Here is a 15,561-nt window from a genome sequence, read left to right as displayed (position 1 = left end):
CAGCATCCAGTGGCATGGCTTTGCTAGAGTTTGGCAGATTCTTGAGCCAAAGTTTCAAGATTCTTGATGCATGGCAGATATTCCTTGTAGATGGGGAAAATTAGTTCGCTTCGACGTTTTATTGCGGGGGCCATTGCTGCTCGAAGGACCGCATGTGATTACTGCGGCGTAAGGCCAGCAACTTTCCGGGTAGCTGGTGGATACAAGTACTGTTCTACCGAGTGTGAACGGCTTGACGTCGAGGACCAAGAAAACCAGATCCTATAACTAGATGCTCTGGACTGCGAAGCTGTCGAACTTGTGGAGGGTGCTTAGCCCTGAGCGGAGCCCCACGTTGGTGTTGCCAGCGATGTTCAACCCGCCAGATTCCCTAGAGTTAAGCGTATAGGACGATGCTTGGACGCCGTTCAGGTAAGTCGTGATCGTGTTCCCTTTGATCTTTAGCCCAATGATATTCATTGCTGAGGCGCGGTAGCTGCCTGGTGTTGCTCCGGCCACCGCCGCATTGAAGGTGCCATATTTGATCCAGAGGTTTACTAGGCCTGTTGGGTCGAGGAAAGCACCTACTCGCGATGTGTCGCCCACGGCTCGTGCGATTACCCCGGCTGCGGCCGGTTCAGTGGTACTCAGCAACATCGCTGTCGAAATGTAGAGGTCGTCTGATTCCCCTATGTCGAGCAAAACGGTGCCACTCGTGGAGGCCCTGGCCTTTCCTGACCCCACAACCCAGGTGCCACTTGGCGTGCTCCAGGCCTGCCCGGAGAGCGCTGAACCAATATCACCGTCCGCCCTGGCGAAGTAGTCCAAAGCAATAGGATGCCCTGCTGGCGGTGCCGTGACTGCTGTACGAGTCGTGCCACTGCTTATTACCGCTACCGGCGGACGAAGATGCAGTGCTTCGAGGACGGTGTCTTTGATGACTGCATGACCGGCGTCGGTGGGATGGACCATGTCCATATCCAGCAGGTTCAGCGGGTCTTCGGCTGACAGCCCATTGACCTCGCCAACGGCCTCTACGTCGATAAATGCGACGTTTTGCGGGTCCGCTGCCGAGATGGCCTGAAGGACTTCTTTGTAGTGAGAGTACGGGTACGCCGGGGAAGCCACATCAGCGCGGCGGAAAGCATGGCAGAGGATATATACACAGGGTGTGTTGATCCGGATCTTCATGTCAGCTATGAACGTTTCAATAGAGGCTCTGTATTCGGCGGGCGGAACTCCCTTGAACCAGTCGTTTGATCCGATCATTACGAATAGCGCTGACGGATTCGCGGCAGCGATATGGCTACGCTCAGTCGTGTTTAGGATGTTGGAGGCTACGCGCCCGCCGACGCCAGCGTTGATACTCTGGACGCCGGGGGCGGTGGAAAGCGCAGCGCCGGTCGTGACCACAAAGTGTTCGGTCCCCGTGCCGGAAGGGTAGGCAGCCTGAATATCGGCATTAAGAAGGTTGACGAACCCCTTGTCGGCGGATGTGGCGTTGCTTCCGGCTACTGAGGAGGACCCTGCAAAAGCGAGGCACACGGGGCCAGACTTACTCTGTGCCAATGCAGCGTGTAGCTTGCCGAGAGATGGTTGCTTCACCTCGGACTTGCTTGCATACATGCCGGAAAGGTCCGGAATCTGGATGGGAAGAATTTTTGCCTTCCCATCCAAGGTTGCGACACCGGATGGCGATCCCTTCTCTGCAACCGGGACATAAGCATCGGGGGAAGTCTGAGCGCCGGGCGCTGCCTGCGCGCTGCTGGCACCTACAGCTGAGACTGCGGAAAGACCGGTTAGTGCACTTATCAGCGTGCCTATGCGGAGTATTCCCCGGCGTTTTACCTCATCGTCGCTTTGAGCCGATTGAGCGTTGGTTTCAGTTTCCCTGGTCACATTAAGAAGCTATTTTGAAAGACTCGCATGAGCCACAGTAGAGGTTACGCGTCTTATCCCGTCACGCATACCTGGTCATTGAGGGGCAATACCCATATCCGGCTGTAGGCGGAGTGACCCGCCGTCCACGTGAGCGTTCGTTCCGCGCCCATCCCGCAGTAGCTATCCCAGAATGATTGCAGTGTTCGGCGAAAGCGAGTAGCTGGACCGACAGTCTTCCTGCAGTCCAATCTGACTAGATGAAGGTCGCGGAAGGCGGCGCTCCCGTTCGCTGACCGTCGCCTCACTCACCGTGGACATCTTCCCTTGACGCACATTAGGAGTGGTCAAGCGCAAGCGCTTCGTCATGGGCTATTGGCCTGCGACGATAAGCTCCCTAACCTACCGCGTATCCAAATCCTCGAACACCAAAAACGTCTGCGTATCCAACACACCAGGCATCGACTGCAACTGGTCGAAGATGACCCGCCGGAGGTCGATGTTGTCCACGGCGCGGACCAGCAGGATCACGTCGAAGTCGCCGCCCACCAAGGCGACGTGGTGCACCTCGGGGATCACCGCGAGCTGGTCGCGCAGTTCGCGCCAGGCATCCTGCTTCAGCTTCAGCGTCACGTAGGCGGAGGACCGGAGCCCTGCCTTGATCGGGTCCACCAGCGCCGTGAATCTGGACAGCACCCCTTCGCTGGTGAGCCGGCCGATGCGGGTGTACGCGTGCGCCCGAGAGATGTGGACGTTCTCCGCCACCTGGGTGACGGACATGCGGCCGTCCCGGGTCAGCTCCGAGATAATCCTGCGGTCGATGTCGTCCAACGGGACGGGTTCCGTCCCGGCGTCCTTGGTTGCCACGCTGTCCACGGCCTATCAGTAATCCGGCTCACACTTACAATTCGTCTCCCAGTGTAAGGGGAATTGCGCAAGCCTTTGCGATTACCGAACAAGCCGAATACGAACTGGTGTCAGGAACGCTGGGACGAGGCCTCGCTGCGCCGGGCATCGTCCAGGTTCGCCGCGGTACGGATGAAGTCGCAGTCGGCAGGGGAGAGGAGAGTCTCACCGTGCCGGTCCTGATCGAACTCCACTCCGGTGGCCTTGGTGATGGCCGCCACCACGGCCCGGGGAAGGATCTTGCACCCGGGATTGTCGATCAGCCACTGCCGTGTTTCTGGCTCGAGCCGGTCCCACACCTTGTCAATGCCCATTACGGATACCCACCCTTAGTCATTTCCCTGTGTTTGGAATGCCGCCCCACGTCGGCGGGACGGATGGCGCGTGGTTGCCTCGGTTCCCGCCAGCCGCAGGAAAGGCTGATCGGGAAAGTGATTCAGAGGCGGAGGGGACCACGCTGTCCCCTCCGCGTCCATCGCCGCACCAGGAGCCCCCATAGAGGATTTCCCTGCCACCTGGTGCGGAGCCTGCTGCCTGCAATAACGGAAAATGAATTGCCGCTGATTGACCGATAGACGTTTTTGTCTATCGACCAATCCGAGTGTGGTCCCACGCAGCGAGAAGGTCAAGGAGTTTTTCTAAACAGAAGAAGCATTACGGGCACCCGGCCTGCCGAGATGGAGTTCATACGCCAACCCGCAAACCTGCCCCTCCAAAAGTCAGGGGCGGTTCGGTTGCTGCCCGTTGCCAACTTCGTCCCGGGCGGCTTCCAAAAGTGTGCAGTTGCGGTTGCAAGCCGTCATGATGAGCCGTCCGGCCGCTTCCTCCGGTGTGCAGCCGCTTCGCGCGGCTATCGCCTCGCAGGCCTCGGCGATCACCGAACGCGATACAAGTGACTCCTCCAGGGCCAGGAACTGATCGTCCCAGAGGGCCGTGGACGGCAGTTCTTCCGGCAGGGGGCGTAGAGAGGTGACGGCGGAGCCCGGCCGGGCCTGGAGTACGGACCGGGCAGCGGCGATCAGTTCGGCGGCTTCCGGGTACGCCAGCCGGTAGATCAGGCGGCCGTCGGACCGGAGGCACTGAATCAGGTGCTGCCCGCGCATCTGGCCCAGGTGGCGGGACAGGTGCGTCGCCTTCACCCCAGTGGCCTCGCAAAGCTCAGGGATAGTGGACTCGCCATATGAGAGCAACTCCAGGATCTGCGCCCGGACCGGATGGGCCACGGCCTTGAACAACTCCGCGGCAGCAGACATCGGCGGAGCGGCACCCCTGCCATTAACCCCGCTCGGCATAGCCCGGTGGCTCTGAATGCCGATGTCATACCTGCTCATGCGCTTTGCTCCCTGTAGGGCCTGCACGCCATTATCCTCCGTTGTCCGGCTCCCGGCCCGGAAATGGCCCAGATAAACGAGTGGTTTCAATCAAAAAACTCTTTCGAGCACCTGTGCCGGCCGTGCGGCCACCGATGTAGTTTCCCTATTCAGGACTGGGAGCCCGGCGTTACGCTTGGTCCTCCGGACTGAGGAGGCGATGATGCTCGAAGAGGCGGACCTGATGCAGGCCCTGCGGCGTCATTGGGAGTACTCAGGCAAGGACGAGGACATCGCCCACGAGATCTATCACGACGACGCCGTACTCGAGTTCCCCCAGTCCGGCGAACGCTTCGAAGGCGTGGAGAACTTCCGCGAATGGCGACGGCGGTACCCGGCGAACCTCAAGTTCCACACCCGGCGCATCACCCACCGTGCCGACCTGGTGGTTGTGGAGAACCTGATCAGCTACGACGGCGCCCCGTGGATGTTCACTGTCAGCCTGCTGGAATTCAGGGGCGACCGCGTTGCGCACGAGCGGATTTACATCATGGATGCTTGGGATGCTGCGGAGTGGCGCAATCCCTGGCGCTCCGAGGTGCCGGCCGACCCGCCGCCGCCGTCTCCCTCTTCGTAGCAGACGCGGCGGAACAGTTGCCGCGTATAAACCAGCCCGTTCCTGAGGTGAGCCACACGACGGCGGCACGTGCCGCCGTCGTACGCCTACAACTGTTTCAGGGAGCCTTCACGAGAGGTGCCGGGCTGATGCCGCCGGCAGCCAGCAAGGCATCCAGCTGGGCGGCCTGATGTGCTTGAAAAGCCTTGTCCGCGTTGGCGTTCGTGCTGGCGAGTAGAGGTATGTCGAGGCTGGCGTTGCATCCCCGGCAGCGGATCTCGTCCGTCCACGCCCAGCTGTATGCTGCGTGGGCTTCCCTTACCCGTTGCATCGCTGTGGTGATGACTTCAGTCTTGGCCGCAAAGTGCGCCGCGTCCTCTTTGCTGAGGCTGCTACCAATTTCGATGTCGATGCTCATCGTCGCCTCTTTTCCGTTCGATCCGGATGGTGGAGTCGACAGTAGCGGCTGTTGTCCGGCGAAGGAACGACCGGAAGGTCACGGTTAGCTAACCCTTCGGTAGGCAAGAGAAGAGACCTGCTTCGGGTGAGCTTGTTTGTTGGCAAGGGCGTGCTGTACAAAGGCAGGGGTATCGGCATGGTCGTTTCCGTCCGCGCCCGGGATCTTCTGAAGCGGGTCGGGCAAACTGGCGCTACGTTGCGATGTTGAGCCTTCGAGCTTTCACAACACGCTGGGGTTGGCTGCGACCAGCCCGATTACGGCCAGGATAGGTAGCGCAACAATAACGGGCGCGGCAACCAGCACCCAGGAAGTGGCCGGGTACCCGCGGTAGCCTCTGCCGCGCAGCTTAACCGCCCAGAGGGTGGAGTAAAGGATGCTGGCGATGAGGTACGGGATGGTCATTACGACAGTACCCAAACCCAGCCAGATGGTCGCCTGGAGAATGTCTCTCCCGCCTTGGGTGTACATATCGGCCGATGCGGACGTACCCGCAACAAAAAGAAGCAGCAGCATGACCACCAGGAGACCGGCGAGGGCCAGCAGAACGGTCCTGAATACCCTGGCCCAAGCAGGCAACGGCGGTGCTTGGACCTGAGTTGCCGGTTGGTGGGCAGGATTATTCGGGTACTGGTGATGGGGTTCCACGGTGCTCTCTTCCTGGGCGTGGCCGCGTCTTGCGCGCGGGATCAGACGGGGTGAACGTGCACAATGATGACCTGGACGTCCTTTGAACCGTCGTAGCGGAGGTCGTACTGCACCTGGAGGCCTGTTGAAGTTCCCGGCGCCAGGGCAAAGTCGCTCTTGTCCTCCGGGTGGCTGGACTTGGATTCGATCCAGTCCTCTGCCGATTCGCCGGGAATGCCGTAGCGGTCCACGCCGTCGCGAATCAGGGCTGTAAAGTCCTCCAATGATTCGGCTGTGAGGAAGAACGTGATCTCACGGAAGTCGGGCCCCTTATTCATGCCGTTGAGCCGGAGCCGGTTTGTCTTGGCGCGGATCAGACCCGTTGGCGCTTCGATAGTCAGTTCCATCACACCATCGGGAACCAGGACATCCGGCGCCTGGCTGGTGCCATCCTCCAGGCCAACGTCCTTTTTGGTAAGTCTCCCTGAGGACATATCGAAGCGTGCCATCTTCGAGGCCTTAATCTCTTCTATTCCCGCCGGATCCAGGCTTGAGTAGGTCTCTGCACCGGATGATGTTGGGGGAGCTGTTGACGCTGCCGGAGCACTGCCAGGGCCAGTCACGGCGCAGCCCGTAAGCACCAGCGATGCGAGCAAAAACGTGGCAGCTAAGGTCTTCATACTTGTCCCCCAGGAGTATGTGACGGTCAGGTCAGTAAATCACTTGCCCTGGATGATCAGCGAACTTCGAAGCAGGGTAGTTGTGCCCATGGCCGCGAGCCCTTCAAGCCCTGAAAATTGACATTCGCGCAGGTCAGATGATGAATTAGTAAGTAATGATGCCTTTGGGGGAAGCGTCATTGGTTCCCTCGCATCTGCGCTGCCGGTCATGTCTGCCGGCAAACACATCTACTTTGGGGGAACCATGGCTGCAGTAAGCGACACGCCACCGGCGGCGGAACAGCGCTCAAGAAAAGCACCGAAAGTCCGCGCTGTCCTGGCCGGAGGCCTGGTCCTGGGCATCGGCGCGGCCATCACCCTGGCAGCGTGGAATGACTCCGAATTCGCCAAGGGAACATTCACCGCCGGCGCCTTCAACCTGAAGGGCAGCACGGATGGGACTACCTTCACGGAAAACCCTGTGGACGCGCCGGCATCAATCGGATTCACCGCCACCACCGCCAACCTTTCGCCCGGGGATGTGGTTTCGGCTCCCTTCGCCGTCAGGCTGGACGCAGCATCCACTTATGATGCAACCGTGACCGTTTCGACGGAAACTTCAACGGAAAGCCTGGCCGGACTGACCTACTCGCTGACCCGGACCACCAGCTTCGGATGCGGCCAAGCGGTCAGCTCCACACTGGTGCCGGCTCCCCAGGCATTGGGTACGACGCCGCCGGGTGTCACCTTCGCGCTCAGCCAGGGAGAAGGGTCTGCCGAGGGCACACCCGTCTACCTCTGCTTCCAGATCACGGCCAATGATGCCCTTGTCAGGTCCCAGACGGGCACCACCACTTGGGAATTCTCCGCGCAATCGCAGTAATCCATGGGCGACCGACAAGCCAAGACGGGGCCCCGGGCGGCTGCGGTCCTGCGCGTCCGGGCCCTGCTGGCGGGAGCGCTGGTCCTGGGGCTTGGCGCATCAGTGACGCTGGCTTCGTGGACGGACAGTAACTTTGCCACGGGTTCGTTCGGGGCAAGTACCTTCCAGACGGAATCCAACGTCACCAAGCCGTACGATGCTTTGGGCGCGTGGAGCACCAACGACCAGCAGCCGGGGGCCAACCTGGTGTTCGAGGCAGCCTCGATGAGCCCGGGCACCGTGGTTTATGCTCCGGTCGCCATCAGGACCAAGGCGGCCTCCGTGGCTGGCGAGCTGGTGCTGACGGCTGCCTCGGTCACCAGCAGCGGAACCGGAGACGCCAACCTGGGAGCGGCTTTGCGTTACCGCGTGGTCCGTTCCGTCACCTGCGGGGCGTCATCCTTCAGCGGGACGCCTGCATTCGTGGTGGGTAGCGACGGTGCCAAGCCCCTCACGGAGGGCCAGCCGGCCGGCGTCGTAAATTCCCTGCAGGCCGCCTCGGCAACCAGGCCGGGGGAGCCCACGCACTTCTGTTTTGAAGTGACCCTCCCCGCGGGGGCCAGCAACGCGCTGCAGGGCCAGACCGCAACGGCAACCTGGCAGTTCAATGCCACCTCAAGCACATGACGGGGCGTTTATGGGCCGGCCACCTGCGGGAAGCCCTGCTGAATATCGCTGCTGTTGGAGGTGCCGTGTGCATCATCGCGGTGCTCTGCGCCGTGCTGTTCAACATATCCCTGATCCTGTTCAAGACCGGATCCATGGCCCCCGGCATCCCCGCCGGATCCCTGGCTGTTGTCCGCGAGATCCCGGCCGGCGAGATCAACGCCGGCGATGTTGTGACCGTCGACCGGCCCGGTAAGCTGCCCATCACCCACCGGGTCCAAACGGTGGACCTAGGGGACGGCGCAGCGCGGATCATCACCATGAAAGGTGACGCAAACCAGGAAGCCGACCCCGCACCTTATGTCGTGGAGCGGGTGCGGCTGGTCCTCTGGTCCGTACCTGGGCTCGCCCACCCTGTGGCCGCGGCCGCCAACCCGCTGCTACTCGGCGGGACAACGATTGCTGTCTCGGCCCTGGTGACGTGGGTTCTGTGGCCGCGGCGGACGGTTGGCGAGCATGTTGCGGCGTAGCGGGGGCCCGGTGCTGGGGCTTGTTTTTGCCTGCGTGTTGGTTGGCCTTTACGCTCCCGCTCCCGCGTCCGCGGCATCAGAAGCTTCCGGCTGGTTGGAACTCGACGCGGGCAGTTCCGTGTACCGCCTCACGCCTGGAGAGAGTACACACTGGCCCGTGGACGTACACGTACGGGGTGAGCCTGCCACCTCGCTGGAGGTGACGCTCCAGGCGGAACCTGCCGCAGCCGATCTGCTGGGGAAGTTCCTCAGCGTGGAGCTTCGGGCTTGTTCCCGGCCATGGGTCCATGGCCAGTGCCCGGCCGGGCAAACGGTGCTGGTGCAACGCACAGCGTTGAGCAGTGCGGAGGGCGTCCGGACGGATCTGATGGAAACAGGGACATCCGTATCTGGCGGCGCCCATGTGCTGCTGACCGCGTCCCTGGCGGACGAGGTTCCCCTGGAAGTGCAGGGGAGCAGGACGCAGATCCTAGTAGGCGTTCACGGTTCGGGGGACGACGCCGGGAACGGGTTTGGGGACGCCGGGACCGGGGGCCCTCCGGGACAGTTGACAGGGCCGCCGGCCGGCATGTTGGCTGACACCGGGGCGAGGCTGGGCGGTGCCGCATTGCTCGGTCTCCTCGCTGTGGCCGTAGGGTATGGACTGGCCCGTCTGCGGGCTACGGCAGCATGAGAATGGTCGGAAAGGCTGTAGTGGCCGCGTCCTTGTTCGCAGTGTTGCTGCCGGCGTTGGCTCCTCCTGCGACCGATGCGGCGTGGCAGCACAGTGAAGCCGCTTCGGGCAGCTTTGCCGCCGCCACCATTCCAGCTCCAACCCTCAACGGGCATTGCAGCTACATTCCGAACCTCCTTGGGCTGGGCGCCCACGTGCGCATTCACTGGCGTGCGCCTCAGGGCTACTCTTTTGCTGACGCTGAGCTGCAGGCCTCCACCGGGGGATTGGGTTCCGTTTTGGCGCCGCTGACGGGATTCTCTTTCACCTCAACGACCACGGGATCGGCCGCCACGGGGTATGTCACGGACGTACCCGTCAACTTGTTGGGCGGGCTGCTTGGCCTGGGTTCGGAACTCCAGCTGACTATTGTGATGAAGCGTTACGGGTGGACGTCCAACGGTGCCTCGGTTGCCACCAACGCTGGCCTCGTTGCGGGACTTGGTTCATCATGCAGGAACCTTCCGCCGGCAAGCTAGTTGGCGCGATGGAGGGCGCAGGATCGGGCGCATGTGCACATGCATCCGACGCCGACCCCAGGTGGACCGCAGGTTCCAACTACTGCTGGGGGCCTTCGCTTTACAATTTCGTCCACACCTCCTGCCCGTTAGCCAGCTCACACTTACAATTCGTCTTCCAAGAGAAGCAGAATCGCGCAGCTTCTCCACGATTGTTCCGGGTGCTGGATACGAAACCTTCTGCTGGCTGATACTGGGGAGTAATAGTGGCAACAGAAGGACGGAACGATGACGATCTCCGCGAACCACACCGCCCCGGACCAAACCAGCAAGGCGCCCACCGGGGACGCGCTCACCGAAGCTGCCAAGAAGTTCGGCATCACTGCCGAGGACTACATGCTTCCCGCCCGGCACCAGATCGAGATGGTGGATCCCGACGGCCGGCTCAAGCCCGAAGGTGAGCAGGGCACCGAACCCGGCCACGAGTACCCTTTGCCCGGCGATGAGGAGCTGCTGGCAGCGTACGAGCAGCTCGTCGTCGGCCGCCGCGTCAACGACCAGAACTCGGCACTCGTCCGGCAGGGCCGCATGGCCGTGTACCCGTCCAGCCACGGCCAGGAGGCCTGCCAGGTGGCGGCCGCGCTGTGCCTCTCCGATGGCGACTGGATGTTCCCCACCTACCGCGACGCCGTCGCCGTGATGACCCGTGGCGTGGATCCCGTGCAGGTGATGACCATCTTCCGCGGTGACTGGCACGGCGGGTTCGATCCCCTCAAGCACAAAGTGGGCATCCAGTGCACGCCGCTGACCACGCAGCTGCTGCACGCCGTCGGCGTGGCCCACGCGGCCAAGCTCCGCGGCGAGGACACCGTGGTGCTGGCCATGTGCGGCGACGGCGCCACCAGCGAAGGCGACTTCCACGAAGCCCTGAACTTCGCCGCCGTCTTCCACCTGCCCGTCATCTTCTTCGTCCAGAACAACAAGTACGCCATCTCGGTGCCGCTGGCACACCAGTCCGTGGCGCCGTCGCTCGCGCACAAGGCCGTGGGCTACGGCATGGCCGGCGAACGCGTGGACGGCAACGACGTGGTGGCGCTCCTCGCCGTCCTGGACCGGGCCGTGAAACTGGCCAGGGAAGGCTCCGGCCCCCTGCTGGTGGAGGCCAACACCTACCGCATGCAGGCCCACACCAATGCCGACGACGACACCCGCTACCGCGAGAACAGCGAGGTTGCCGAGTGGCGGGCCAAGGACCCGGTGAACCGGATGCGCACCTACCTGACGGACCGCGGCCTCTTGGACGACGACGGCGAGGCGCGGATCCGTGAGAAGGCGGAGGCAGTTGCCACCCAGCTGCGTGACGGCCTCAGCGAAGACGTACCGGTGGACCCGCAGGAGCTCTTCCGCCACGTCTTCGCCAAGACCACACCCCAGCTGAAGGAACAGTCCGCCCTGCTCGCCGACGAACTCGCCCGCGACGCAGCATCATCTACCGAGGAGGCCGGCAAGTGAGCCCCACCATCACCACTTCATCCGAGGCCAACGGCAACGTTTCTGCTGCGACTGCCCGGGCAGCCGCCTCGGCCGCTGCCTCCGCCGAAGCCGCCGGCCCGCAGCCGGTCACTCTTGCCAAGGCCTTGAATACGGCGCTGGCCGACGCTATGCACGCCGATTCCTCCGTCCTGGTGTTCGGCGAGGACGTTGGGACCCTGGGCGGGGTCTTCCGCATCACCGACGGACTCACCGCGACCTTCGGGGAGCAGCGCTGCTTCGACACCCCGCTGGCCGAGTCCGGGATTGTGGGTATGGCCGTGGGCATGGCCATCAACGGGATGCGCCCGGTGATCGAAATGCAGTTCGACGCCTTCGCCTACCCGGCGTTCGAGCAGATCATCAGCCACGTGGCCAAGATGCACAACCGCACCAAGGGCGCCGTGAAACTGCCCCTGGTGATCCGGGTTCCCTACGGCGGCGGCATCGGGGGAGTGGAGCACCACTGCGACTCCTCCGAGTCCTACTACGCCCACACCGCCGGCCTGAAGGTGTTCACCCCGGCCACCGTGGCCGACGGCTACCGGATGCTGCGCGAAGCCATCGACTCGGACGATCCCGTGGTGTTTATGGAACCGAAGAAGCTCTACTGGTCCAAGGACCTGGTGGATTTGGGTGAGCTGCGGTCTGCCCACTCTGCTGCTGCTGCTGCCGGCCGGTCCTCGGAAGGCCGTGCCGCCGTCGCCCGTCCCGGAACCGACGCGACGCTGATCGCCTACGGTCCGTCCGTCCCCACCGCGCTCGCCGCGGCCGAAGCCGCTGCGCTGGAAGGGCGCTCGCTGGAAGTGATCGACGTGCGCACCATCGTCCCGTTCGACGACGCCACCGTCTGTGAGTCGGTGCGGAAGACCGGCCGGGCCGTAGTGATCGCCGAAGCCCACGGCTTCGCGTCCGTGTCCTCCGAGATCGTGGCCCGGGTGCAGGAGCGCTGCTTCCACTACCTGGCCGCCCCGATCCGCCGCGTTACCGGGTTCGACATCCCCTATCCGGCGCCGAAGCTTGAGAAGTACTACCTGCCCGGCGTGGACCGCATCCTCGACGCCGTTGACGACCTTCAGTGGGAGAACTGACCATGAGTGAAACACGTGTGTTTTTGTTGCCGGACCTGGGCGAGGGCCTCACCGAAGCCGAGCTGGTTTCCTGGCATGTTTCTGTTGGTGACACGATTACCGTGGACCAGCCGATCGCCGAGGTGGAGACCGCGAAGTCCACGGTTGAGGTGCCTTCGCCTTATGCCGGGATTGTGGCTGAGCTGCACGGGCAGCCGGGCGAGACCCTGGACGTGGGGAAGCCGCTGATCTCGGTGACGCCTGTCTCGGTGGGCGGGCCGGCTCCGGTGGATCAGCCAGCGGAGCCTGCCGAGCCGGAAACCCAGCCGACCGAAACGGAACTGGGGGAGTCCGCAGTTGAGGCTGAGGAAATCCACCCCGAGGCGGAGGCTTACCGCGAAGAGGAAAAAGCGGGATCCGGCAATGTTTTGATCGGCTACGGAACTCCAGGCGGCCACGGCGTCGCCCGCCGGACCCGTGCGCGGAAGGGGACTGCGGCCGGCTCTGTCGGCACGCTTCCCTTTGAGGATGGGGCGGCCGACGGCGGTCCGGCGGCGGGTGCCGACATGGACCTCTCGCTCCTGCGCACCCGCGTCCCCGGCAAGCTCGGTGCCGTGATCTCGCCGCTGGTCCGGCGCATGGCCCGGGAGCATGGCGTGGACCTCGGCGAGCTTCCCGGTTCCGGCGAGGGCGGGCTGATCATGCGCCGCGACGTGGAGAAGGCCATCAGCACTCCTGTGGTCGAGCCCGCTCCGGTGGCCCCTGGGCCCACGCCCGCGGTGGAGCCTCTCGAAACCAGTGGTGGAAAAGCTGCAACAACTGATGCCCGCACCGGCCTGGCCATTTCTTCGCGGACTCCTGTTCGGGGAGTGCGCAAAGCGGTTGCCGCGAATATGGCCCGCAGCCGTTCGGAAATTCCCGAGGCAACTGTCTGGGTGGATGTCGACGCCACCGCGCTCGTGGAGCTTCGCCAGGAACTCAAGGCCGGCGGCTCCGAGGTGCCCGGCCTGCTTGCGTTCATTGCCCGTTTTGTCACAGCTGGGCTAAAAAAGTACCCGGAGCTGAATACCCGCATCGAAACGGGGTCCGACGGGTCTCAGGAAATTATCTCGTTCGATGGGATCAACCTCGGCATCGCCGCCCAGACCGACCGCGGTCTTGTGGTTCCTTCGGTCCGTTCCGCCGAAAAGCTGAGTGCGCGGGAGCTGGACGCGGAGATCCGGCGGCTGACCGACGTCGCGCGCCAAGGCAAGGCCACCCCAACTGAGCTCGGCAGCGGCACGTTCACGCTGAACAACTACGGGGTGTTTGGTGTGGACGGATCGGCAGCGATCATCAACCACCCGGAGGTAGCCATCCTCGGCGTCGGCCGGATCATCGACAAGCCCTGGGTAGTTAACGGCGAGCTCGCCGTCCGCAAGGTCACCGAACTGACCCTGACTTTCGACCACCGCGTCTGCGACGGAGGCACCGCAGCCGGCTTCCTCCGCTTCGTAGCCGACGCAATAGAAAACCCAACCACCCTCCTAGCCGACCTCTAAGCCAAACGCTCTCTCACCTAACGTCGGTTTTTCTCAAACGCTCCATCACTCGACGTCGGTTTTACCCAAACGCTCTCTCACTTGATGTCGGTTTTTCCCAAACGCTCTCTCACTTGAAGTTGGTTTTACCCAAACGCTCCATCAGTCGAGGTGGCAGTACCTCTAGGGACGGTGAGGAGTACGACGGCGGCGCGCGCCGCCGTCGTACGCCTACAGCTGCTTCAGGAAGTCTTCACGTCCGGTTTGCCGGGCCGGTGCCGCCGGCAGCCAGCAAGGCATCCAGCTGGGCGGCCTGGTGTGCTTGAAAAGCCTTGTCCGCGTTGGCGTTCGTGCTGGCGAGTAGAGGTATGTCGAGGCTGGCGTTGCATCCCCGGCAGCGGATCTCGTCCGTCCACGCCCAGCTGTATGCTGCGTGGGCTTCCCTTACCCGTTGCATCGCTGTGGTGATGACTTCCGTCTTGGCCGCAAAGTGCGCCGCGTCCTCGTTGCTGAGGCTGCTACCAATTTCGATGTCGATGCTCATCGTCGCCTCTTTTCCGTTCGATCCGGATGGTGGAGTCGACAGTAACGGCTGTTGTCCGGCGAAGGAACGGCAGGAAGGTCACGGTTGGTTAACCCTTGTAGCTGCCGGGACCTAGGCAGGAGAAGAGCCCCGCTTCGAATCTCTGTCTGCAGGGCTCTTCGCGCGTTGATTACCCCGGGTCGAGCCCCAAACGGGCGGCTCTCGCCGGTACGATGTGCCGGTGAGGGGAAACGGCGGGCGCATGCAGGAGTGGACCAAGTACGCCGCACTTTTCGTGCTGGCCGTGGCCGCATTTGGGGTGGCAGCTATCGCCCTGATGGGCCCACAGGGCGGAGGCGAGGCCGTCCCTGTGACGGCAAGCGCTTCGGTGGCAACGCCTACGGCTCCTGCGTCTGTGGCTCCCACCTCTCCGGCTCCTGCACTCTCGGCTACTGCAACCGCGCCGCAACCGGGGATTGAGCTGCCAGCTGAGCCCGTCCTCCTTATCATGGGCGACTCGTACACTGCCGGTGTTGGTGCCGACCAGCCGGACCGGGGGTGGGCCTACCTGGTTGCCGGGCAGCTGGGATACCCGACCAATATTGACGGCGTGTCCGGCACTGGGTTCGCCTGGGGCGGCGGTGGGCAGGACGAGCTTGCGGGTGAGTACGAAATCCGTTTGCGGGAAATTGCCGCCAACCCCGCGTTCGTGCCCAACGTCCTCGTTCTGCAGGGCGGACAGAACGATTCCCAGGTCCCCAATGCTGAAGAAGTCACTGCTGCCACGGCGCAGACCATCGAGGCTGCTCGCAGGTTCTGGCCGGGCGTCCAGGTGGTGGTGCTTGGACCGTCGGCGCCCCAGCCCCTCGCGGAGGAACTGCGTGGCGTGAACAGCGCCGTCCGCGCCGGCGCCGCAGCTGCCGGTGCTCCCTTCATTGACGCCATCGAGGCCGGCTGGTTCACAACTGCCAACAGCCCGGGCTTCGACGCTGACGGCGCCCACCCAAACTCAGCCGGCCATGCGTACATGGCTGAGAAGTTCTTGGAGTCCTGGTCCAGTTTGACCCGATAAGCCGGATGCCTTCGCGGGAACCAATTGCCGATGAGTCCTGGCGAAGCGCCGCCGTCGTACTGGCTGGCCCGCCTGTTGGCGGGAGTGGCGGCAGCCGCCCAAACCGGGGAAATGCATTGATTCTGGCCGCAAAGAGCGGTACGGTCGGCCGCACGAGCCGGTAAGAGACGTCGGGCAAAGGGGCGG

Annotated in this window: 18 protein-coding genes; 10 read left to right on the top strand and 8 right to left on the bottom strand. The window is 63.2% G+C overall.

The features are described 5' to 3' along the window. Positions 1-267: 267 nt before the first annotated feature. The 4 genes from G6R19_RS17430 to G6R19_RS17415 form a co-directional block, all read right to left on the bottom strand. Positions 268-1,878 carry an SGNH/GDSL hydrolase family protein gene (locus G6R19_RS17430; RefSeq protein ID WP_163167298.1) on the bottom strand — a complete coding sequence of 537 codons (1,611 nt, stop codon included), beginning with the start codon at positions 1,876-1,878 and terminating at the stop codon, positions 268-270. 381 nt (positions 1,879-2,259) lie between these two features. Continuing rightward, entirely contained in the window at positions 2,260-2,724 is a 465-nt protein-coding gene (locus tag G6R19_RS17425) for an Lrp/AsnC family transcriptional regulator (RefSeq protein WP_163167454.1), read from the bottom strand. A 110-nt stretch (positions 2,725-2,834) separates the two neighbouring features. After that, entirely contained in the window at positions 2,835-3,077 is a 243-nt protein-coding gene (locus G6R19_RS17420; RefSeq protein ID WP_163167296.1) for a hypothetical protein, read from the bottom strand. 405 nt (positions 3,078-3,482) lie between these two features. Beyond that, positions 3,483-4,094 carry a metalloregulator ArsR/SmtB family transcription factor gene (locus G6R19_RS17415; RefSeq protein ID WP_163167294.1) on the bottom strand — a complete coding sequence of 204 codons (612 nt, stop codon included), beginning with the start codon at positions 4,092-4,094 and terminating at the stop codon, positions 3,483-3,485. A 199-nt stretch (positions 4,095-4,293) separates the two neighbouring features. Between G6R19_RS17415 and G6R19_RS17410 the strand changes: the two genes are divergently transcribed. Next, positions 4,294-4,710: a nuclear transport factor 2 family protein gene (locus G6R19_RS17410; RefSeq protein WP_163167292.1), complete on the top strand. Its 417-nt coding sequence runs from the start codon at positions 4,294-4,296 to the stop codon at positions 4,708-4,710. 97 nt (positions 4,711-4,807) lie between these two features. Here the strand turns inward: G6R19_RS17410 and G6R19_RS17405 are convergent, their stop codons facing one another. From G6R19_RS17405 to G6R19_RS17395, 3 genes are all read right to left on the bottom strand, one after another. After that, positions 4,808-5,107: a hypothetical protein gene (locus G6R19_RS17405; RefSeq protein ID WP_163167290.1), complete on the bottom strand. Its 300-nt coding sequence runs from the start codon at positions 5,105-5,107 to the stop codon at positions 4,808-4,810. 261 nt (positions 5,108-5,368) lie between these two features. Next, positions 5,369-5,725: a hypothetical protein gene (locus G6R19_RS17400; protein ID WP_240341944.1), complete on the bottom strand. Its 357-nt coding sequence runs from the start codon at positions 5,723-5,725 to the stop codon at positions 5,369-5,371. A gap of 110 nt (positions 5,726-5,835) precedes the next feature. Beyond that, positions 5,836-6,282 carry a hypothetical protein gene (locus G6R19_RS17395; RefSeq protein WP_240341943.1) on the bottom strand — a complete coding sequence of 149 codons (447 nt, stop codon included), beginning with the start codon at positions 6,280-6,282 and terminating at the stop codon, positions 5,836-5,838. 415 nt (positions 6,283-6,697) lie between these two features. On the opposite strand from G6R19_RS17395, the gene G6R19_RS17390 reads away from it, so the two are divergent. From G6R19_RS17390 to G6R19_RS17355, 8 genes are all read left to right on the top strand, one after another. Then, the gene (locus G6R19_RS17390) at positions 6,698-7,315 is read left to right on the top strand and encodes a SipW-dependent-type signal peptide-containing protein (RefSeq protein ID WP_205484545.1); all 618 of its coding nucleotides are present in this window, start codon (positions 6,698-6,700) and stop codon (positions 7,313-7,315) included. A gap of 3 nt (positions 7,316-7,318) precedes the next feature. After that, positions 7,319-7,981: a SipW-dependent-type signal peptide-containing protein gene (locus tag G6R19_RS17385; RefSeq protein WP_163167282.1), complete on the top strand. Its 663-nt coding sequence runs from the start codon at positions 7,319-7,321 to the stop codon at positions 7,979-7,981. Next, positions 7,978-8,490, top strand: coding sequence for a signal peptidase I (locus tag G6R19_RS17380; RefSeq protein ID WP_163167280.1), 513 nt, complete (start codon positions 7,978-7,980; stop codon positions 8,488-8,490). Before G6R19_RS17385 ends, G6R19_RS17380 begins: the two co-directional genes overlap by 4 nt. A gap of 157 nt (positions 8,491-8,647) precedes the next feature. After that, a complete protein-coding gene (locus G6R19_RS17375; protein ID WP_163167278.1) occupies positions 8,648-9,163 on the top strand; it encodes a hypothetical protein in 516 nt (171 codons plus the stop codon). 2 nt (positions 9,164-9,165) lie between these two features. Continuing rightward, positions 9,166-9,681, top strand: coding sequence for a hypothetical protein (locus G6R19_RS17370; protein ID WP_205484538.1), 516 nt, complete (start codon positions 9,166-9,168; stop codon positions 9,679-9,681). Positions 9,682-9,948: 267 nt separating this feature from the next. Then, positions 9,949-11,172, top strand: a complete 1,224-nt coding sequence (pdhA, locus tag G6R19_RS17365) for a pyruvate dehydrogenase (acetyl-transferring) E1 component subunit alpha (protein WP_163167274.1) — start codon at positions 9,949-9,951, stop codon at positions 11,170-11,172. Next, positions 11,169-12,281, top strand: a complete 1,113-nt coding sequence (locus tag G6R19_RS17360; RefSeq protein WP_163167272.1) for a transketolase C-terminal domain-containing protein — start codon at positions 11,169-11,171, stop codon at positions 12,279-12,281. Before pdhA ends, G6R19_RS17360 begins: the two co-directional genes overlap by 4 nt. A gap of 2 nt (positions 12,282-12,283) precedes the next feature. Beyond that, positions 12,284-13,801: a dihydrolipoamide acetyltransferase family protein gene (locus G6R19_RS17355; RefSeq protein ID WP_163167270.1), complete on the top strand. Its 1,518-nt coding sequence runs from the start codon at positions 12,284-12,286 to the stop codon at positions 13,799-13,801. 232 nt (positions 13,802-14,033) lie between these two features. Here G6R19_RS17355 and G6R19_RS17350 read toward each other — a convergent pair whose 3' ends face one another. Further along, complete coding sequence (locus tag G6R19_RS17350) at positions 14,034-14,324, bottom strand: hypothetical protein (RefSeq protein ID WP_163167268.1); 291 nt, start codon at positions 14,322-14,324, stop codon at positions 14,034-14,036. A gap of 220 nt (positions 14,325-14,544) precedes the next feature. On the opposite strand from G6R19_RS17350, the gene G6R19_RS17345 reads away from it, so the two are divergent. Continuing rightward, on the top strand, positions 14,545-15,375 hold the full coding sequence (locus G6R19_RS17345; RefSeq protein ID WP_240341942.1) for an SGNH/GDSL hydrolase family protein: 831 nt from the start codon (positions 14,545-14,547) through the stop codon (positions 15,373-15,375). The last annotated feature ends 186 nt before the right edge of the window (positions 15,376-15,561 follow it).

The sequence above is a fragment of the Arthrobacter sp. Alg241-R88 genome, from assembly GCF_900537115.1.
Lineage (GTDB): Bacteria > Actinomycetota > Actinomycetes > Actinomycetales > Micrococcaceae > Arthrobacter.
This window is presented reverse-complemented; position numbering and strand designations above follow the sequence as displayed.